Source organism: Streptomyces sp. SCUT-3 (assembly GCF_014083985.1).
GTDB classification, from domain to species: domain Bacteria; phylum Actinomycetota; class Actinomycetes; order Streptomycetales; family Streptomycetaceae; genus Streptomyces_H; species Streptomyces_H thermolineatus.
In genome coordinates this window covers 5,486,148-5,504,500 of the sequence record NZ_CP046907.1, presented here as the reverse complement: position 1 = coordinate 5,504,500, position 18,353 = coordinate 5,486,148, and the positions used below count along the sequence as shown (strand labels likewise).

The following is an 18,353-nucleotide window of genomic DNA, read 5'->3' as shown; positions in this document are numbered from 1 at the left end:
GCCCCCGGGGCGGCCGGGCACCCGGCCGCCCCGCCCCCTCCAGACCCCAGACGAACCCGGTACCGCCCGCAGGCGGTCCCCGCACCCGCCCGAGGAGCACCCCGTGAGCACCGACACCCGTTCCGCCTCCCCCACCCGCCTGACCCCGTCCGAGCTGGGCCGCCTCCTCGCGGACGGCAGGGGCCCGCGGCTGATCGACGTCCGCACCCCGGCCGAGTTCAAGACCTCCCACATCGCCGGCTCCTACAACGTGCCCCTGAACCTGCTGCGCGAGCACCGCGCCGAGCTGGCCAACCACCTCGACGAGGAGGTCGTGCTGATCTGCCGCTCCGGCGGCCGCGCGGCCCTCGCCGAGGAGGCCCTGGCCGGGGCGGGCCTGCCCAACCTGCGGGTCCTCGAGGGCGGCATCACCGCCTGGGACTCGGCCGGCCAGTCCCTGGAGTACGGCGAGCCCCACTGGGACCTGGAGCGCCAGGTCCGCCTGGTCGCCGGCTCGATCGTCCTGGCCACCGGCATCGCCGGCATCTTCGTGCCCGGCCTGCACCTGGTCGGCACCTTCGTCGGCGGCGGCCTGGTCTTCGCCGCGATCACCAACACCTGCGGCATGGGCATGATGCTCTCCAAGCTCCCCTACAACCGCGGTCCGCGCACCAGCATCCAGGACGTCGTGGCGTCCCTGAAGGGCCGCTCGTGATCGCGGTCATCGTCGCCGCCTCACTGCTCATCGGCATCAGCCTGGGCATCCTGGGCGGCGGCGGCTCCATCCTGACCGTCCCGATCCTGGTCTACCTGGCCGGCGTCGAGGCCAAGCAGGCCATCGCGACCTCCCTGTTCGTGGTGGGCGTCACCAGCCTGGCCGGCGTGGTCTCGCACGCCCGCGCCGGACGCGTCCGCTGGCGCACCGGGCTGATCTTCGGCGCCGCCGGCATGGCCGGCGCCTACATCGGCGGCCGCCTGGCCGAGTTCGTCCCCGGCACCGTGCTGCTCGTCGCCTTCGGCCTGATGATGGTGGCCACCGCGGTCGCGATGATCCGCGGCCGCAAGGAGGGGCCCAAGAACGTCCACACCGAACTGCCGGTGGGCCGCGTGGTCCTCGACGGCGTCGTGGTGGGCCTGGTCACCGGCCTGGTGGGCGCCGGCGGCGGCTTCCTCGTCGTGCCGGCCCTCGCCCTGCTGGGCGGCCTGCCGATGACCGTGGCCGTCGGCACCTCGCTGCTCGTCATCGCGATGAAGTCGTTCGCGGGCCTGGCCGGCTACCTGTCCAGCGTGCAGATCGACTGGGAACTGGCGCTGATCGTCACCGGTGCCGCCGTCGTGGGCAGCCTGCTCGGCGGGCGCGTCGCGGGCCGCATCCCGCAGGAAGTGCTGCGCAAGGGCTTCGGCTGGTTCGTGATCGTCATGGGCGTCTTCGTCCTCGGCCAGCAGGTCCCGGCGCAGGTGCGGGACACGGTGCTCGGCAGCCCCGTCACCTGGGCCGTCGCGGCCCTGGCGGCCGTCGCAGGCGTCGTCGCGCTGCTCCGGCGCCGCCGGGCGGGCGACCGGTCCGCCGCCGAGGACACCCGCGCCTCCCAGCTCACCCGCTGAGGCGGCCGGAGGGCAGGACCACGCAACCCCGGAACGCGGGGAGCACCCGGCAACGGGCGCTCCCCGCGTTCCGGGATTCCCGCGTTCCGGCGTTCCGGCGGGCGCTCAGGCGTCCGGTGTCGCGGGCGGGACCGCGGCGCGGCGGTGGACCCGTGCCTCCCACGGCTCGAGCACCAGGCGGTCGCCGGGCGGGCCGGTCCGCGGGTCGGCGGTCCGCGGCCCGTCGTCCGGGAGGCCGCCCGGCGGCAGGTTTCCCAGGAGCAGCTCCGCCCCCCGCCGGCCCTCCGGCAGCTCGACCGGCACGGCCTCCCCGGTGAAGTTGCCCAGCACCAGCAGTTCGGTGTCCCGGTACCGCCGCAGGAAGGCGTAGACCCGCTCGTCGTCTGCGAGGAGCATGTGGAAGTCGCCGTGGACGACGGCGGGCTCGGTGTGCCGCAGCGCGATCAGCCGGCGGTAGTGGTGGAGGACCGATCCGGGATCGGCCCGGGCGGCTGCCGCGTTGACCCACCGGTGGTCGGGGTTGACCGGGATCCAGGGCGTGCCGGTGGTGAACCCGGCGTGCTCGGAGGCGTCCCACTGCATGGGCGTGCGGGCGTTGTCCCGGCCCGTCGCGCGCAGCCCACGCAGCACCTCCTGCGGATCGGCCCCGCCCCCGACGGCCTCGGCCCAGTGGTTGAGCGACTCGATGTCCCGGAAGTCCTCGACGGAGGCGAACGGGGCGTTGGCCATGCCCAGCTCCTCCCCCTGGTACACGTACGGGGTGCCGCGGTGCAGGTGCAGCACGGTGGCCAGCATGGTCGCGGAGCGCGTGCGGTACCGCTCGCCGTCGTCGCCGAAGCGGGAGACCACGCGCGGCTGGTCGTGGTTGTTCCAGTACAGGCTGTTCCAGCCGGTCTTCCGCAGGCCGGTCTGCCAGCGGCCCAGGGACGCCTTGAGGTCGGTCAGCCGCAGCGGGCGGGGGTCGAACTTGCCGTCGCCGTGGTCGAGGCCGACGTGCTCGAACTGGAAGACCATGTCGACCTCGCCCCGGGCCGGATCGGTGAACAGCCTCGCCTCGTCGACGGTGACGCCGGGCATCTCCCCGACCGTCAGGAACGTGCCCGCCCGCCCGGCGAAGACCTCGCGGCGCATCTCCCGCAGGTACTCGTGGATGCGGGGCCCGCAGGTGTAGTGGGGGAGCCGTCGCCGTACCGGCGGTCCTCGTGGACGATGCCGTCGGGCAGGGCCGGGTCCTTGGACAGCAGGTTGACCACGTCCATCCGGAAGCCGTCCACGCCCCGGTCCAGCCACCAGCGCATCATCGCGTGCACGGCCTGCCTCACCTGCGGGTTCTCCCAGTTGAGGTCGGGCTGTTTGCGGGAGAACAGGTGCAGGTAGTACTCGCCGGTGGCCGCGTCGAACTCCCAGGCGGAGCCGGAGAAGAACGAACCCCAGTTGTTGGGCTCGGCGCCCGGCGCGCCGGGCTCCATGCCCTCGCGGGCGGGCCGCCACCAGTACCAGTCCCGCCGCGGGTCGTCCCTGCCGCTCCGCGAAGCGGCGAACCACGGGTGCTCGTCGGAGGTGTGGTTGACCACCAGGTCCATGATCATCCGCATGCCGCGGGCGTGGACGGCGGCCAGCAGTTCGTCGAAGTCGTCCAGGGTGCCGAAGATCGGGTCGACGTCCTGGTAGTCGCTGATGTCGTAGCCGTTGTCGTCCTGGGGCGAGGGGTACACCGGGGACAGCCACAGCACGTCGACGCCGAGGTCGGCGAGGTGGTCCAGGTGCGCGGTGATCCCCCTGAGGTCCCCGATCCCGTCGCCGTCGGAATCGGCGAAGCTGCGCGGATAGACCTGGTAGACGACCGCGGACTTCCACCAGGGCTCGTCGACGTCCAACCGGTGCACCTCCGTTCCCGGGCGCGGGCCCGGCACCGTCCCAGCACACCACACGCGGGCCGCGCCGGTGGCCTGGAACGGGCGGCCCGGGCGCATCGCGCGCCGCGCCCGGTCGGGCGCCGTCGGCGCCGAGGGGTCCGGCGGGGCCGGCCGCGGGGCGGTCAGCCGCCGAGGCGGTTCACCTCGGCCTCCAGGGCGGCGGCCACCTGACGCAGTTCCTCGTCGCCGCCCTCCCGGGCGCCCTCCGGCACCGGGACGAGGCCGGCGAGGTCGGCGGCCGAGGCCACCTCGAGGCCCCCGCCGTAACGGCCCGTGCCCAGCTCCGGGCGGGGCACCACGTGCGCCCGGCCCTCCACCACGACCAGGACCAGGTCCTCGTCGGGATCGGCCAGCAGCTCCCGGACGTGATCGCTGGTGATCACTTCGTACTCCTCTCCGGAGATCGGCAGGACTGCCCGGACGCCTTGCCGACCGGGCGCCGCCCAAACGGACCGGCGGGCGGGGCGCAGCCGGCCGGTGTCGAGGCGGACCGGGAGGAGGCGGAGGAGGACTGCTCCGGAGCCTGACCCCGCCGCAGCGCCCGGGTCACGGCGTCGGTTCCGGGGAGACGTCGGGTTCCGGGGACCGGTCCGGGGTCTGCCCGCCGTCCTGCTCCTGCTCCTGCCCCTTGTCCTGACCCTGCTCCTCGTCCTGCTCCTGCCGGCCCGAGTCCCCGGAGCCGCTCTCCTGGTTCTTGCCGGTGTCCTCGCCGCGGTGCCTGTCCGGCCCGGGGCCCTGCTCCCTGCCCGCGGCGTCCCCGGAGCGGTCCCGGCCCTCGCGGCCCCTGCCGCCCGACCAGGGCGGGCCGTCGTCGCGCGCCTCGGCCGTGACGGTCACCGTGGCGGACACGGTGGCGGAGACCGTGGCGGTCGTGACCCCGCTCTCGGGGACGGAGGACGGCTCCGCGGAGGGGGCCCCGGTGGCGTCGGGCGCCGACGCGGGGCGGGTGAGGGCGGGGTCCGGGGTGCGGTCCGTGCCGCTGCCCGCGGTGCCGGGCGACAGCGCCACGAGCGCCGCGGTGGTCAGCGCCGCGGCCCCGGCGATCCCGCTCAGCGCACCGGCCGAGCGTCGCCGGCGGGCCGCGCGCATGCCCCGCCACGTGACCGTTCCGTTCGCCGTGGCGCCCGCGGCGGCCGGCACGGCGCCCCCGGGCAGCAGTGCCGCCGCGGTCGCGCGCCGCCACGCGTCGGAGCCGAAGAACTCGGCCGCCTCGGCGGCGGTGGGCCGCGCGGCGGGGTCCTTGGCCAGCATCCGCAGCAGGAACGCCTCCATCGCCCGGGGCACGTCGGACCGGGTCCGGGCGAGGGGCTCGGGGTCGGAGTCGACGTGCTGGAACAGGACGGCCGCCGGGTTGTCGGCCTCGAACGGCGGCCTGCCGGACAGCAGTTCGTAGAGCACGCAGCCGAGGGCGTACACGTCGCTGGCGAAGCCCGCCGGGCCGCCCTTGGCGCGTTCCGGCGCCAGGTAGCCGACGGTGCCCAGGATCCGGCCGGTGCCGGTCGCCGTTCCGGCGGCCGTCTCGTCGGTGAAGCGCGCGATGCCGAAGTCGGCGATCTTGAGGGTGCGGTCGTGGACGAGCAGGTTGCTGGGCTTGATGTCGCGGTGGACGATGCCGTGGTCGTGGGCCGCGGCCAGCCCCTCGGCCGCCTGCGCGGCGGTGCGGGCGGCGTCCTCGGGGGACATCGGCCCGGTGGCGGCGAGCTCTGCGGCCAGCGTGCGTCCCGGCACCAGTTCCATCACCAGGTACCCGCGGCCCTCGAACACCCCGGCGTCGTAGACCGCGCCCACATGCGGGTGGTTCAGCCGGGCGGCGGCCCGCGCCTCCACGTCCAGGCGGGCCGCGGCGTTCTCCCCGGGGGCGCTCTCCAGCAGCATCTTCACCGCGACCTCGCGCCCCAGGTGCTCGTCGAAGGCCTGCCACACCTCGCCCATCGCACCGCGCCCCAGCGGGGCGCAGAGCCGGTACCTTCCGGCCACAAGCGTCCGGGTATCCGTCACCGCTGCTCCCGAGGTCGCAATCCACCAAACTTCGGTGCGCATACCCCGACCGGAAGGGGTGACTCCCCTTGGATCCCCGGCCCCCGCGTGCCCCGGAGGGCCGTCTCAGGCGGCGGCGATGGGGATCACCCGGCAGCGGGGCCCGGTGGCCCGCGCCAGGCGCAGGTCCGCGGTGACCAGCGCGGCGCCGAACCGCTCGGCGGTGGCGACGTAGGCGGCGTCGTCCGGCGTGAGGTTGTCCTTCAACTCCCAGACGCGCGTGAGCAGTTCCTCCGTCGCCACCTTGTGCACACGCACCTTCTCCAGCCGGGCGGCCGTCTCGGCCACCTCGGCCGCGGTGAGGCTGCCCGCGAGGTAGAGCCCTCGCAGCGACTGCATGACCTCGATCTTGAGGTGCTCGGGCGCCGCCCAGTCCGCGTCGCGGGCCAGTTCGGCGCGTGCGGCCTCGCCCCGCGGCCCCTTGTCGGCGAGGGCGAGCACCAGCGCGGAGGCGTCGACGACGATCACCGCGCCCACCGCGCCTGCCGTGCCCGGCCCGCCCGCCGTGCGTCCGCCGGAACTGTTCCCGTCCCCACCCGCGCCCCTCCCCGGTGACCGGCCCCCAGTGTCGCAGACCGGCCCGGGGCGCATCCCCGGGGCGGGGCGGGGCGAGCCGGGGCGGGGCAGGACCGGGCAGGGCGGCCGGCCGGGCGGGTTCAGGCCAGGCCGGGTCGGGGCAGGTCGGAGGGGCGGATGCGGTAGACGTCGAGCCGCGTGTCGTAGTACTTCGTGGTCTCCCCGACCCACTCCATGCCGATCCTGCGGGCGGTGGCCGCGCCCCGGGTGTTGTTGGTGCGCGAGACCGCGAACAGCTCGTCGACGCCCTGCGCGAAGGCCCAGCGGATCAGCGCGGACGCGGCCTCGGTGGCGTAGCCCTCGCCCCAGGCGTCCGGCCTGAGCTGCCAGCCGATCTCCAGGTCCTCCTCGTAGGGCGGCAGCAGCCGGATGACCAGCCCGCCGACCACCTGCCCGTCCTTCCTGCGCTCCACGGCCCACCTGCCGGCCGGGGGCACCATGCTGGGCTGCGCCTCCTGCCAGGCCCGCAGCACCGCCCGCATCGTGTCGAGGTCCCCGACCCGCGCCACGGTCGGGGTCAGCCAGTGCGTGACCTCCTCCACGCCGTAGATCTCCAGGGCCGCCTCCGCGTCGCCGACGGTCCAGTCACGCACCACCAGGCGTTCGGTGTACAGGGGTGGTTCCATGGAATTCACGCTACCCACCACCGGACGAACAGTCCTGTCGGCGCGGAACCGTCGGAAAAGCCGCGGAGTGGACATGGCCGAGGACGACATCATCGGGCGCATCGACGCCCTCCTCGAACAGGAGCGGGCCCTGCGCGCCCGCGCCCCCGGCAAGGGACTCGACCAGGAGGAGCGGGCCCGGCTGCAGCACCTGGAGGAACAGCTCGACCAGTGCTGGGACCTGCTGCGCAGGCGCCGCGCCCGCGCCGGGGTCGTCGGCGAACCCGCGGAGGTGCACCCGCGGCCGGTCGAGGAGGTCGAGTCCTACGAGCAGTAGTGCGCGCCCGGGCGCGGCCCCTCCCCTCCGGGAGGGACCACTGGGCGGTGCCCACCCGCTCGCCCGGGGCGGGCGGGAACGGCAGCACGGCCACCGGGGGCATGAACCCCGCCCCCGCCGCAGCCCCCGGACGGGGACCGCCGGCACCGCCCGGGGTCCGGGCACCGCCCGGGGTCCGGGCGCGGGACGGGGCCCGCGGGCCCCGCCGCGGCAGCACCAGCGTGCACAGCGCCGTCAGCAGGGCGGCCGTCCCGGCCGCGGCCGGGACCAGGTAGCCCGGCCGGCACCGTGGTGGCCGACCGCCCAGCCGCCCAGGGCCGCGCCGCCGGAGATCCCGGCGAGGATGCCGGTGACGGCCCAGGTCATGGCCTCGTTCAACCGCCCGGCGGGGGCCAGCTCCTGAACCAGGGTCATGCCGGAGACCATCGTCGGCGCCGTCCCCGCCCCCGCCGCGAACAGGCACACCGCCAGCGTCACCGGGTCCCCGGCGAGCAGCGGCAGCGTCATCAGCACGGCCATGGCCGCCACCCCGGCCACGAAGCGGTTCACCGGACGCCCCGCAGGCCGGAACAGTCCGAAGGCCAGGCCCGCGACGGCGGACCCCGCCGCGTTCAGGGCGAGCAGGACACCGGCGGCGGACCGGTGGCCCGCGGCGTCGGACCAGGCGATGGTGACGACCTCCATGGATCCGAAGACCAGCCCGGTGCAGGCGAAGACGGCCATGACGGCGCGCAGCCGCGCGGAGCGCAGCAGCGGGACGGGGCGCCCGGCGGTCCGTGGTGCGGGCGGGGGCTCGGTGCGCCGCTGCCCGGCGAGGACGAGCGTCCCTGCCACCAGGAGCGCGGCCGCGACGAGCAGGGCCGCCTCCGGCGCCACGGCCGTGGCCAGGAAGACGGCCAGGACCGGTCCGAGCACGAAGCACGCCTCGTCGGCGACCTGCTCGAAGGAGTTCGCCGCGTGCCGGGCCGCGGCGTCGTCGCGGTACAGGTGCGCCCACCGGGCCCGCGCCATGCCCCCGGCGTTCGGCCCGCACCCGGCCGCGGCGTACGCGGCGAACAGCGCCCACGGCGGCGCCCCGTACCGGGTGCACAGCGCCAGGACGACCCACCAGGCCGCGCAGACGACGGCTGCGGGCACAGCCACCCGCGCCTGCCCGCGGCGGTCGACCAGGCGGGCGATCCGCGGGGCGAGCACGACGACGGCGGCCAGCCCGGTGGCGGACACCGCCCCCGCCAGTGCGTAGGACCCGTGCGAGGAGGAGACCATGAGGACCACCGAGACGCCCGCCATCGACATCGGCAGGCGTGCCGTCACGCTGCCGACGGTGAACGCGGCGCTTCCCGGTGCGGAGAACAGTCGTCGGTAGGAGATCACCGCTCCACCCTCACCGGCCGCCCCGCCCCCGGTCCAACACCTGTTCGGCGGCGATTGACGCAGTTGTGTTGTTGAATCGGCGGATGCCGCACGACATCGAGCCGCGCCTGCTGCGGGCCTTCGCCGCCGTCGCCGAGGAGCTGCACTTCACCCGGGCCGCCGCCCGCACGTACGTCGCCCAGCAGGCCCTCAGCCGCGACGTCCGGCGTCTGGAGGAGCGGGTGGGCGCCGAGCTGTTCCTGCGCACCACCCGCCGGGTCGAGCTGACCGCGGCGGGCGAGCGGCTGCTGCCCCACGCGCGCCGGGTGCTGCGGGCCCACGACGAACTGGCCGCGGCCCTGGCGGAGGTGCGTGGCGGGCCGACCGCGCACCGCCCGCTGATCGTCGACGTGCTCGGCCCCGGTCTCACCTCGGGCCGGGTCCTGGACGAGGCCCGCCGGGCCGCACCCGAACTCGACCTGGTGGCACGCTTCCACAGCGGACTGACCGGGGCCGCCGCGGAGATCCTGGCCGGGCGGTTCGACGTCTCCTTCGGCCGGGTCGCCGGCCTCGCCCCGTCGCTCCTCGCCCAGCTGGAGCACCGCCCGGTCCGCCACGAGCCGCTGGCCGTGATCCTGCGCGAGGACCACCGGCTCGCCGGGCGCACGGCCGTCCCCCTGGACGAGCTCGCCGGCGAGACCGTCTACGCGGGGGCGGGCAACCCGGAGACGCCGGAGTGGACCGACTACGCACGGCTTCTGTTCGAGGGCCGCGGCATCGGCATCGTCCCGCCCGCGCCCCTGGCCGTCGGGGTCGAGGAGTTCGTGCGCGTCATGCGGCGGTACGGCAACCCGGTGCTGGCCTCCGTCGACTTCCCCGACATGCCCGGCACCGTGCGGCTGCCGATCACCGACCCGGTCCCCCTCAGCCCGGTGTCCATGGTGTGGCGGCGCGGCCTGCGCCACCCCGGCCTCGACGCGCTGCACACCGCCGTGGACCGGCTGACCGCCGACGGGCGCTGGCTGGCCAGGCCCGCCGGCACCTGGCTCCCCGAACCCGACGCCCGTCTCCTGCGGGCCCGGCACGCCGGGGGCGTCGATCGGCCGGGCCCGGGTAGGGCGCCGGTATGAGCGACCACGACGAACAGCCCGTCACCCCCGACCCGCCCCTGCCCGCCCACGTCCCCGAGGCCCCCGACATCGAGGTGCCGCGCACGTCGCGCAAGGAACAGGAGGAGCAGGAGGCGGCCGCCGGGGACTCCGAGCCCGAGGAGTCCCCCATCCCGAAGGAACCCCCCGACTGAACCCCCGGCCGACATCTCCCGAGCGAGCCCTCGTCCCCCGACCGGGCCCTCCGCCGGGTCCCGCCCGGTTCCCCGGGCGGGGCCGGGCCGGGACGCGGGTCCGGTCAGCCTCCCGTCGTGCTGACGCGCAGCACCGTGAGGTCGAAGGCGAAGGCGGTCGGGCAGGTCAGGGGAACGGTCCTGCCGAGGACCTCGACGGAGGCCGTCGCGTCGAGCGGCGTGTTCGTGCCCCGGGTGATCACGAAGCGGCCCGCCGGGTCCTCGATCACCTCGCGCACCCGTTCCGGCCTGCCCGCCTCCTCGTAGGTGCCGGTGACGGTCGCGCTGCCGGCCGGTTCGCCGCTGCCGTCCAGGCGCCGGACCGGGACGGAGGCCGAGACCGCGCCCCCGTCGAACACCGCGGTCTCCTCCGGGCCGTAGCCACCGCCGTACTCGCCGTCCGGGGTCTCGACGGACAGGCTCGCGTGCGTACCGAAAGCCGAGTTCTGGTAGAGGTCCACGACGACCGAGACGTCCCCGGAGCGCCCCGTGCAGAACAGGGCGTAGCCCTTCTCGGCCGTCCTGACCGGAGTGCGGTCCCCTGCCCGGAGCCGGTCGGCCGCGCCGGTGCCCGGGGCCGCCGGGGCTGCCGGGGCTGCCGGGGCTGCCTGGGCTGCCTGGGCTGCCTGGGCTGCCGACGCGGCCGGGGCTGCCGCGAGGTTCGCGGCGAGCATCCCGACGCCGATCAGGCAGGCCGCGGCGTTTCCCGCCGTGCTCCTTGTCGCGCTCCTCGCCGTGGTTCTCGCCGTGGTTCCCATCGACCTCGTCCTCCCGCCGCTCCCGGGGCCCGGACCCGGTGTTCCGGGTGGGACAACCCCTTTGCTCGTACTGGGACTCCCGACCCCCGGGCAGGGTTGCCGGGAACGAGTGCCTCCGCAAAGGCGACCGCCGCAGGGGACGCCTCCGCTCGCCCGGGCGGGTCACGGTGGCAGCGCGGGACCGGGCCGTGACGGCGTGTCAGCGGCCTCTGACACACTCGGGCCGTGACGGAGAAAACAGAGATCCCGGCCGAGAACTACGCGCCGTCCTGGGACTCCGGCGACAGGGACCCGCTCCCCCTCGTCGGTGACGAGCGCGAGGTCCTGACGTCCTTCCTCGAATGGCAGCGCCGCACGTTCGAACTCAAGTGCTCGGGCGTCCCGGCGGAACGGCTCTCCGACAAGGGGGTCCCGCCGTCCGGACTGAGCCTGCACGGCCTCCTGCGCCACCTGGCCGGCGCGGAGCGGTGGTGGTTCCGCATCCAGTTCGCCGGCGAGGACGTGCCCCTGCTGTACTACTCCGACGACGACCCGGACCAGGACTTCGAGTCCCTGGACGGCGACGTCGAGCAGGCCTTCGCGGTGTGGCGCGCGGAGTGCGACCGCTCCCGCCGGATCGTCGCGGACGCGCCCTCACTGGACCTGACCGGTGTGCACGCCGCGAGCGGGAAGCCGGTGTCGCTGCGACGCATCCTGGTGCACATGACCGCCGAGTACGCCCGGCACAACGGCCATGCCGACCTGCTGCGCGAGCGGATCGACGGCGCCACGGGGCATTGACGGCGCGGCGCCCCGGAGCAACGGTCGGTGAAATGTTGCGGATTCACCGTGTGCCGGCCCCACGGCCAGTAGGGTGCTCGACGCTGCCGCCGGCACCGGTCGGTCCGCGGGGCCCGGGACCGTGTTCCCGCGATGCCGGGGGCCCGGCGGAGTGCGGCCGGGCCGGCGCCGGACGCCGCCCGCGGGCGGTGCCCGGCCCGCGGGCCGGGAAGGGGCGGATGGGATGCGGTTCGGGATTCTGGGCCCGGTGGAGATCCGGCGCGACGGCGAACGGCTGGATCTGCGGGCCGGGCGCGAGCGGTCGCTGCTGGCCCTGTTCGTCCTCAACCCCCGCCGACTGCTCCCCCACGACCGCATCGTCGACCTGTTGTGGCAGGACCCGCCGGACAGTGCCCGCGCGCAGGTGTACAACCTGGTGAGCCGGTTGCGGCGGCGGCTGCGGGAGGAGCGGCCGGACGGGCTGCTGGTGACCGCCGACGGCGGTTACCTGTTCGACCCCGGGGAGCACGCGACCGACCTCGGCGACTTCCGGGAGGCGACCGCCCGGGGCCGCGGCGCCGCGGAGAGGGCCGAGTTCGGCCGCGCGGCCGAACTGTTCTCCGCCGCCGTCGGGCACTGGCGCGGTGCGGCGCTCAGCGGCTGCCCGGAGCCGTTCGCCGCGGCGGCCCGACAGGCGCTGGAGGAGGAGCGGCTGCGAACGGTCGAGGCGCTGCTCGACGCGCGGCTGGCCCTGGGCCGCTACGAGCAGGTGCTCGAGGAGGTGGGTCCGTGGCTGGAGCGGCAGCCGCACCGCGAGGACCTCTACCGCCGGCAGATGACCGCCCTCGCCGCGCTGGACCGGCGCGCCGAGGCGCTCGCCGGCTACCGGCAGGCCTACCGCAGGCTGAAGGAGGACCTCGGAGTCGGGCCCGGCGCGCACCTGCGGGAACTGCACCGGAGGATCCTCGAGGGGGCGCCGGTCCCGGTGCCGGGCTCGATGCGGGGTGCGCTGCAGGGCCCGGTGCCGGGCGGACCGGGCGGGGACACCGTGGTGCGGGCTGCACCGCACCCCGCACCCCCGGCCCCGGCCGCCGCGGGAGCCGGGGCCGCGGGGGCCGCTCCCGTCGGCCCGGCGGCCCCGGACCGCGGTTCCCCCGGCCCGGGCGCCGGGGGGGAGGAGCCCCGTCGGAGGGTCCGCGGGCGGAGCCGCGACGGGCGGAGCCGGTTCCGCGGCAGCTGCCCCCGGCCCCGGAGGTGCTGTGCGGCCGGGACGCACTGCTGGCGGACGTGCGTGCGGCACTGTGCAGGCGCGGCACGGCCGTGCCCGTGGTGGTGCTGGCCGGGCCGGGCGGCGCGGGGAAGACCGCGCTGGCCGTGCACGCCGGGCACGCGTTGGCGGGCTGGTTCCCCGGCGGGCAGCTCTACGCCGACATGCGGGGGTCCCGGGAGGCGCCCGCCGACCCGCACGAGACGGCCGCCCGGTTCCTGCGGAGCCTGGGGGTGCCCGGCCGGGAGGTTCCCTCCGACCCGGAGGAGCGGGCCGCCGAGCTGCGCAGCCGTCTCGCCGGGCGCGGCGTGCTGGTGGTGCTCGACGACGTCCGCGACGAGTCCCAGCTGCGTCCCCTGCTGCCCGGCACCGGTGACTGCGCCGTGCTGGTGACCTCGCGCCGCCGCCTGACCGCGGTCGCCGCCGCCGGCACGTTCGGGGTCTCCACCCTGGCCCCGGCGGACGCCCGCGCGCTGCTGGCCCGGCTGGTCGGCGCCGGCCGCACCGGGGCCGAGCCGGAGGCCACCGGGGAGGTGGCTCGGCTGTGCGGGTACCTGCCGCTCGCGCTGCGCATCGCCGGCGCCCGGCTGGCCTCCCGGCCGGACTGGACGGTGCGCAGCTTCCGCGACCGCCTGGCGCAGCACCGCCTGCGGCTGGACCAGCTCGCCGCCGGCGACCTGGACGTGCGCGCGAGCATCGCGCTGGGCTACCGGGCGCTGACGCCCGAGCTGCGGGTGGCGCTGCGCAGGCTGGGGCTGGTGGACGCGCGCAGCTTGCCCGGCTGGGTGATCGGCACGCTGGCCGGCGGCCCCGCCGGGGACGAACGGCTCCAGGACCAGCTGGTCGAACGGCACCTGCTCGAGCCCGTCGGTGCCGACCGGGCCGGGCAGCCGCGTTTCCGGCTGCACGACCTGGTGCACGACTTCGCCCGCGAGCGGGCGCTGGCCGAGGACACCGCGGCCGAGCGCGGAGCCGCGGTCGAACGGGTGCTGCGGACCTGGCTGGCGCTCGCCTCGCGGGCGGCCGGCCGGCTGGGGCACGGCGGGGTGCTCGACCCGGTGGCGGCCGCCGGGGACGCCCCGGCGGGTGCGGTGTCCGCCGTGCTCGCGCGCCCCGAGGACTGGTTCGCCGCCGAGCAGGCGAACCTGGTTTCCGCGGTGCACCTGGCGGCCGGCCTGCGGCACGCCGAGCTGGCGGCCGACCTGGCCCTGCAGATCGACGGCTACCTGGTCATCCGCTACTGCGAGGGCGAGCGGGAGGCGGTCGTCCGCGCCGCGATCGGCTGCTGGGAGGGCCGGCCCACCGCCGACCGCAGGCTCTCGCGGCTGTACTTCGCGCTGTGCTGGGCGATGTACCAGCAGGATCGTTACGCCGAGCTGGCCGAGGCCGCCGAGCGCGCCCTCCGGTGGCCTCCGACCTGGGGGACCCGGAGGTCGTCGCGGACGCGGCGTGGCAGGTGGCGAAGGCGACCGCCCTGCGGGGCCGGCTGGCCGAGGCGGCCGGGCGGTACCGGGGCTCGGTGCGGGAGTCCCTGCGGCTGGGGCTGTCCGACCGCGCCCTGGTGTACTCGCTCACCGGTCTGGCCAACGCGCTGGCCGACCTCGGTGACGCCGCGGGCGCGGTGCACCACTACCGGCAGGCGCTGGAGCGGCACACCGCGGCCGACCGCACCAGGGTGGTGATGCTGCTGCGCTGCGCGGAGGCCCTGGCCGACCGTGCGGAGGCCCTGCGGGCGGAGGAACTGCTGGAGGAGGCCGGGCGGATCACCGCCTCGATCGGGGACGGGGTCGGCACGGCCCACGTGGAGCGGGTGCGGGGCCTGGTCGACATCGCCCGGCAGGAGTGGCCGCGGGCCCGGGCCCGGCTGGAATCCGCCCTGGCCGTGCTGCGCGCGCACCGCGAGGACCTGGGACCGCGCACGTCCTGCGCAGTCTCGGCGATGTCGCGCTCGGCGCCGGACGGCCGGGGGACGCGCACGGCCCCCTGCAGGAGGCGCTGGCGATGTGCCGCAGGACGGGGCGCCGGTCGAGATCGCCCGCGCCGAGGCCCGGCTGGCCGCCGCGTACCGGCTGTCGGGGGAGCACGGCCCCGCGGACGGGCACGCCGCGGCGTGCCGGCGCGTCCTCGCGGAGCTGGAACTGCCCGCAGCGTGCCTGCGCCTGCCCGCGCACGTGCGCGGGCTGCTCGCGGGCGGGTCCGCGGAAGGCTTCGCGGAAGGCTTCGCGGGCAGCTTCACGGGCAGCTTCACGGGCGGCAGCGCGAGCGGCTTCGCGGGCGGCAGCGCGGGCGGCAGCGCGGGCGGCAGCGGTTCGCGGGTGCCGGGCGGGGCGTGAGGCGCTGCGGGGGCGGCCCGGGCGCCGGGCTGCGGGTTCGCCGCCCGGAGCCCGGGCCGTCCCGGTTCGGGGTCAGATCGCCGTGTCGCTGAAGCCGTGCCGGGATATCCGCGCCAGCATGTTCCGCCATGCGGTGAGGTCCGTGTGCGGGTCCCCCTCGATGCTCAGGCGGGTCTTCGCCCGGTTGAACCAGGTCTGGGTGTTGGAGCCCCACACCCCGTCCACCGCCAGGCCCGCGCCCATGAAGTTGTTGCACATGGCCTGGACGAACCTGGTGTCGCTGGACGAGCCCTTCTCGCACAGGGTGGGCAGTCCGGCGAAGTCGGCGTGGATGTGGTCGTGGTGGTCGGCGTTGTACCAGCCGTCGAGCACGTAGCGGAAGCGTCTGCGGGTGACCGCGTCCACCGCCAGGTAGCGGCGGCGCAGGGTGAGGTCGGCGGCGGCGTGGTGGCCGTCGAGCGGCGAGGAGCGCCTGCCGCCGGCCCAGTGGACCATGTCCAGGTCCATGGCCGTGCCCTCGCCGTGCTGGCCGCTGCGGTTGACGTAGAAGCCGGCGGAGACCAGGAAGTCGATGCTGCCGAAGCCGCCGTCGGCGGACAGCTCGCGCAGGTCGCGGATCCACAGCACCAGCCGGTCGTAGAACGCCTCGGTGCACTGCCAGTCGCGCAGCGCGGTGCTGCCGCGGTCGCTGCGCCAGTAGTAGACCGGGGTGCCGTCGATCCGGCTGAAGGTCCTCATCGCCATCGCCGAGGGCGCCTGCATGGCGGTGGGCAGCGACGCGGTGGAGGCGGTCCCGTCCGCCGCCCGCGCCGACCCGGCGCCGGCCCCGGCCGCCAGGGCGGTTGCGGCCACCGCCCCGAGGCCTCCGAGGAACAGCCTCCGGTTGATCGCGGGCGTGCCGCCGGCGGGCTCCTGCGGTGCGGTCGTTCCTGTCGGCTCCTGCATGGTGTGCTCCCTCTGCCGTGGTCCTGCGGTTCCGTCGGCGGGCGCCCGACGGGGGCAGGGGGCGCACAGGCCCTGCGGTCCGAAGCCGCACAGCCGGCTCCGGACGCGGGAGCGGGGTCCCCCGGCCGCTGGTCGCCGAAATGCTGCGCGGCCCGGCTATCACCGGGCTCATTCCTGTCTCATTCGCAGCGGCGGGGCCTGCGGAAGCGGGCGCTCCGGCCGGGGAGCACGGGCGGGAGCGGCAGGGCGGCAGGGTGACGGAGTGACGGGGTGGCAGGGGAAGAAGGAGCGGCGGGTGCGGCGGGGGTCTCGCCCGCCGCGCTGTTCGTGCGGGTGGCGAAAGGTCGGCCGGCCGTGCGTCACCCGTACGGACCGGAGCGGCGGGGAACGGACCGCGGAAGTCCGGGGCCGGGCGCGGTCAGACCCGGTCGAACGGCTCGGAGTAGACGAAGGTGCCGCGCAGGGCGGGGTCGTGGGCGGCCAGGGGCCGGACCTGGAAGTACTCGCCCCAGGCGGGGTCGGGCGGGGTGATTCCGTGCTCCGTGCTGCGGCGGAAGCCGAAACGGCCGTAGTAGTCGGGGCTTCCGAGGAGGACGACGAGCGGTTCGCCGAGTGCGTCCGCCGCCCCGAGCACCGTGTGGACGAGCGCGAGGCCGACGCCGCGGCGCTGGTGGGCGGGGTGCACGCTGAGCGGCCCCAGCCCCACGGCCGGAGCGCCGTCGACGTGCCCGCGGGTGCAGACCACGTGCCCGACCACCTCCCCGGAGTCGCCGACGGCCACGAGCGACAGCTCGGGGATCCAGGCGTCGCAGGTGCGCAGCTCTTCCAGGAGGGCGACCTCGACGGGGGCCGGGGCCCCCTGGGCGGCGAATGCCGCCGCGGTGACGGCCTGTACGGCGGGGATGTCGGCGGGGGTCTCGCGTCGGATCAGCATCGGCACAGTCTCAGGGGCACGGCCCGCCGCCGCAACGCAATATCGGCGGCGGGCACGTGGATCCGGACGGGCACCCGGGCACCCGGGTGTTTGGGCGGGCGTCCGGGCGAGCCGACGGGCGGGCGGTCCGACGGGCGGGCGGTCCGACGGGTCCTCAGGGCAGCAGCAGCGTCTTGCCTACGGCGCCGCGCGCCTCCATCACCGCGTGGGCTTCGGCCGCCCGCTCCAGCGGGAAGGTCTGCCCGACCAGCGGCCTGATCCGGCCCGCCGCGGCCTCGGCCAGTGCCCGTTCCACCAGCCGCCGCGCGTCCGGCTGCGCGAACTGCACCTGCTCGATCCCGGTCACCGTCACCCCGCGCCTCTCCGCCTCATCCGGGTCGACCGCGGTGAAGCCGCCGCCGGGGGCGCCGTGCGCGGAGAACCTGCCGCCGGACGCCGTCACCTCGAACGCCGCCCGGCCGGTCTCCCCGCCGACGCCGTCTAACACCACGCCCCCGCGCCGCCGACCGCCTCCCGCGCCCGGTCCGCCCAGTCCGGCTCGGAGTGGTCGACGGCGGCGTCCGCCCCGAGGGCGAGGGCCGCGTCCAGCTTCCGCCTGCCGCGGGCGGTCGCGACGACCCGCGCCCCGGACGCCTTCGCCAACTGCACCAGCAGGGCCCCCATTCCGCCGGCCGCGGCCAGGACCAGCACCCGGGCGCCCGGGCCGATCCGGGCGTTGTCGGACAGGGCCAGGGCGGTGGGGCCGTCGTGCAGGAGGGCGGCCGCCGTGTCCAGGTCCAGGGCGTCCGGCACCGGGACCAGTTCTCCGGCCGGCACGACCGCCTGCTCGGCGTAGCCGCCCTGCACACCGGTCCTGGCCGCCACGCGACGGCCGGTCCACCCGGGGTCCACGCCCTCCCCGACCGAGAGCACCCGCCCGGCCACCGCGCAGCCCGGCACGTACGGGGGCCGCACCGCGAAGTGCTCGCCGAACAGGCCGCGGCGGACCTGCACGTCGAGGAACAGGACGTCCGCGGCGCGGACCCCGACCACCACCTGCCCCGGCCCTGCAGCCAGGTCGGGCACCTCGCCCGCCACCAGCACCTCGGGACCCCCGAACCGCTCCACCCGCACCGCTCTCATGCCGGCCTCTCCCCGTTACTCAGGGCACCGGCCGCTCCGGTGCCTCCGGAAAGAAGTCTTCAACCTCGACAAAGGTTGAGGTCAAACGGTCCGGCCGACGCGCGTCACCGCGGGTCCCGCCGCCCGTCACCGCCGCCGTCGCGGATGCCGCCGTCGCGGGTGCGGGCGCGGAAGTCCGCCACCAGTTCGCCCACTTCGGCAGGGTGAGCCCCACCACCAGGCGCACCGGCAGGACTTCGGCCGGGCACCCGGGACCGTGCCGGCCCCTCCTGCCCAACAGGCGCTGCCCCAGGCTCGGACAAGGAGCCAGGCAGAGCGGGCAGCCGTAAACCCGCCGGGGCGGGACGGCAGGCTCCTGTGCGGGAACCGCCGCCGGTGCCGGTACAGGCACAGGCACCGGCACCGGCACCGGCACCGGCACCGGGGGGACCGTGTACGGCCCCGGCGCGGGCGGCGCGCTCCGGGCCGGTGCGCCCTCGGGCCGC

21 protein-coding genes and 1 pseudogene are annotated in these 18,353 nt (G+C 76.3%); 9 read left to right on the top strand and 13 right to left on the bottom strand.

Features of this window, described 5'->3' with window-relative positions; translation table 11 throughout:
- The first annotated feature begins 103 nt into the window (after nucleotides 1-103).
- Together GQS52_RS24275 and GQS52_RS24270 are read left to right on the top strand one after the other, a co-directional pair.
- Complete coding sequence (locus GQS52_RS24275; protein WP_259370948.1) at nucleotides 104-694, top strand: rhodanese-like domain-containing protein; 591 nt, start codon at nucleotides 104-106, stop codon at nucleotides 692-694.
- Nucleotides 691-1,584: a sulfite exporter TauE/SafE family protein gene (locus GQS52_RS24270; protein WP_182315539.1), complete on the top strand. Its 894-nt coding sequence runs from the start codon at nucleotides 691-693 to the stop codon at nucleotides 1,582-1,584. The genes GQS52_RS24275 and GQS52_RS24270 overlap by 4 nt, the downstream gene beginning before the upstream one ends.
- Before the next feature lie 105 nt (nucleotides 1,585-1,689).
- Here GQS52_RS24270 and GQS52_RS28025 read toward each other — a convergent pair whose 3' ends face one another.
- The 6 genes from GQS52_RS28025 to GQS52_RS24245 form a co-directional block, all read right to left on the bottom strand.
- Entirely contained in the window at nucleotides 1,690-2,715 is a 1,026-nt protein-coding gene (locus tag GQS52_RS28025) for an alpha-amylase family glycosyl hydrolase (RefSeq protein WP_259370947.1), read from the bottom strand.
- Nucleotides 2,673-3,461: an alpha-amylase family glycosyl hydrolase gene (locus tag GQS52_RS28020; RefSeq protein WP_259371187.1), complete on the bottom strand. Its 789-nt coding sequence runs from the start codon at nucleotides 3,459-3,461 to the stop codon at nucleotides 2,673-2,675. The genes GQS52_RS28025 and GQS52_RS28020 overlap by 43 nt, the downstream gene beginning before the upstream one ends.
- A gap of 161 nt (nucleotides 3,462-3,622) precedes the next feature.
- Nucleotides 3,623-3,883: a hypothetical protein gene (locus GQS52_RS24260; RefSeq protein ID WP_182315537.1), complete on the bottom strand. Its 261-nt coding sequence runs from the start codon at nucleotides 3,881-3,883 to the stop codon at nucleotides 3,623-3,625.
- 163 nt (nucleotides 3,884-4,046) lie between these two features.
- Nucleotides 4,047-5,477 (bottom strand): serine/threonine-protein kinase, encoded by a 1,431-nt coding sequence (locus tag GQS52_RS28265; RefSeq protein ID WP_275946486.1) that lies wholly within the window; start codon nucleotides 5,475-5,477, stop codon nucleotides 4,047-4,049.
- A 126-nt stretch (nucleotides 5,478-5,603) separates the two neighbouring features.
- Complete coding sequence (locus tag GQS52_RS24250; RefSeq protein ID WP_182315533.1) at nucleotides 5,604-6,014, bottom strand: type II toxin-antitoxin system VapC family toxin; 411 nt, start codon at nucleotides 6,012-6,014, stop codon at nucleotides 5,604-5,606.
- Nucleotides 6,015-6,193: 179 nt separating this feature from the next.
- Nucleotides 6,194-6,739 carry a GNAT family N-acetyltransferase gene (locus GQS52_RS24245; protein ID WP_182315531.1) on the bottom strand — a complete coding sequence of 182 codons (546 nt, stop codon included), beginning with the start codon at nucleotides 6,737-6,739 and terminating at the stop codon, nucleotides 6,194-6,196.
- A 73-nt stretch (nucleotides 6,740-6,812) separates the two neighbouring features.
- Here GQS52_RS24245 and GQS52_RS24240 point away from each other — a divergent pair, with 73 nt between their 5' ends.
- Complete coding sequence (locus GQS52_RS24240) at nucleotides 6,813-7,055, top strand: DUF2630 family protein (RefSeq protein ID WP_182315529.1); 243 nt, start codon at nucleotides 6,813-6,815, stop codon at nucleotides 7,053-7,055.
- 234 nt (nucleotides 7,056-7,289) lie between these two features.
- Here the strand turns inward: GQS52_RS24240 and GQS52_RS24235 are convergent, their stop codons facing one another.
- A complete protein-coding gene (locus GQS52_RS24235) occupies nucleotides 7,290-8,429 on the bottom strand; it encodes an MFS transporter (protein WP_259370946.1) in 1,140 nt (379 codons plus the stop codon).
- An 83-nt stretch (nucleotides 8,430-8,512) separates the two neighbouring features.
- Between GQS52_RS24235 and GQS52_RS24230 the strand changes: the two genes are divergently transcribed.
- The gene (locus GQS52_RS24230; protein ID WP_182315527.1) at nucleotides 8,513-9,538 is read left to right on the top strand and encodes a LysR family transcriptional regulator; all 1,026 of its coding nucleotides are present in this window, start codon (nucleotides 8,513-8,515) and stop codon (nucleotides 9,536-9,538) included.
- The gene (locus GQS52_RS24225; RefSeq protein WP_182315526.1) at nucleotides 9,535-9,711 is read left to right on the top strand and encodes a hypothetical protein; all 177 of its coding nucleotides are present in this window, start codon (nucleotides 9,535-9,537) and stop codon (nucleotides 9,709-9,711) included. The genes GQS52_RS24230 and GQS52_RS24225 overlap by 4 nt, the downstream gene beginning before the upstream one ends.
- 104 nt (nucleotides 9,712-9,815) lie before the next feature.
- Here the strand turns inward: GQS52_RS24225 and GQS52_RS24220 are convergent, their stop codons facing one another.
- A complete protein-coding gene (locus GQS52_RS24220) occupies nucleotides 9,816-10,508 on the bottom strand; it encodes a hypothetical protein (protein WP_182315525.1) in 693 nt (230 codons plus the stop codon).
- A gap of 225 nt (nucleotides 10,509-10,733) precedes the next feature.
- On the opposite strand from GQS52_RS24220, the gene GQS52_RS24215 reads away from it, so the two are divergent.
- From GQS52_RS24215 to GQS52_RS28000, 3 genes and pseudogenes are all read left to right on the top strand, one after another.
- Nucleotides 10,734-11,288 carry a DinB family protein gene (locus GQS52_RS24215; RefSeq protein ID WP_259370945.1) on the top strand — a complete coding sequence of 185 codons (555 nt, stop codon included), beginning with the start codon at nucleotides 10,734-10,736 and terminating at the stop codon, nucleotides 11,286-11,288.
- 223 nt (nucleotides 11,289-11,511) lie between these two features.
- A pseudogene (locus GQS52_RS28005) lies at nucleotides 11,512-12,222 on the top strand (BTAD domain-containing putative transcriptional regulator); the annotation flags it as partial.
- A 365-nt stretch (nucleotides 12,223-12,587) separates the two neighbouring features.
- Nucleotides 12,588-14,216: an NB-ARC domain-containing protein gene (locus GQS52_RS28000; RefSeq protein WP_259370944.1), complete on the top strand. Its 1,629-nt coding sequence runs from the start codon at nucleotides 12,588-12,590 to the stop codon at nucleotides 14,214-14,216.
- On the opposite strand, the gene GQS52_RS24205 is transcribed toward GQS52_RS28000, so the two are convergent.
- Nucleotides 14,164-14,364, bottom strand: coding sequence for a hypothetical protein (locus tag GQS52_RS24205; protein WP_182315523.1), 201 nt, complete (start codon nucleotides 14,362-14,364; stop codon nucleotides 14,164-14,166). The two genes, GQS52_RS28000 and GQS52_RS24205, sit on opposite strands and share 53 nt — an antisense overlap.
- Nucleotides 14,365-14,537: 173 nt before the next feature.
- On the opposite strand from GQS52_RS24205, the gene GQS52_RS24200 reads away from it, so the two are divergent.
- Complete coding sequence (locus GQS52_RS24200) at nucleotides 14,538-14,867, top strand: hypothetical protein (protein ID WP_182315522.1); 330 nt, start codon at nucleotides 14,538-14,540, stop codon at nucleotides 14,865-14,867.
- A 72-nt stretch (nucleotides 14,868-14,939) separates the two neighbouring features.
- Here GQS52_RS24200 and GQS52_RS24195 read toward each other — a convergent pair whose 3' ends face one another.
- The 4 genes from GQS52_RS24195 to GQS52_RS24185 all read right to left on the bottom strand — a co-directional run bounded on the left by GQS52_RS24195 (nucleotide 14,940) and on the right by GQS52_RS24185 (nucleotide 17,868).
- Nucleotides 14,940-15,812: an extensin family protein gene (locus GQS52_RS24195; RefSeq protein WP_182315521.1), complete on the bottom strand. Its 873-nt coding sequence runs from the start codon at nucleotides 15,810-15,812 to the stop codon at nucleotides 14,940-14,942.
- A 418-nt stretch (nucleotides 15,813-16,230) separates the two neighbouring features.
- A complete protein-coding gene (locus GQS52_RS24190) occupies nucleotides 16,231-16,746 on the bottom strand; it encodes an N-acetyltransferase (RefSeq protein ID WP_182315520.1) in 516 nt (171 codons plus the stop codon).
- A gap of 154 nt (nucleotides 16,747-16,900) precedes the next feature.
- Nucleotides 16,901-17,236, bottom strand: coding sequence for a zinc-binding dehydrogenase (locus GQS52_RS28465; RefSeq protein ID WP_346268259.1), 336 nt, complete (start codon nucleotides 17,234-17,236; stop codon nucleotides 16,901-16,903).
- A complete protein-coding gene (locus GQS52_RS24185; RefSeq protein WP_346268258.1) occupies nucleotides 17,227-17,868 on the bottom strand; it encodes a zinc-binding dehydrogenase in 642 nt (213 codons plus the stop codon). Before GQS52_RS24185 ends, GQS52_RS28465 begins: the two co-directional genes overlap by 10 nt.
- Between the last annotated feature and the right edge of the window lie 485 nt (nucleotides 17,869-18,353).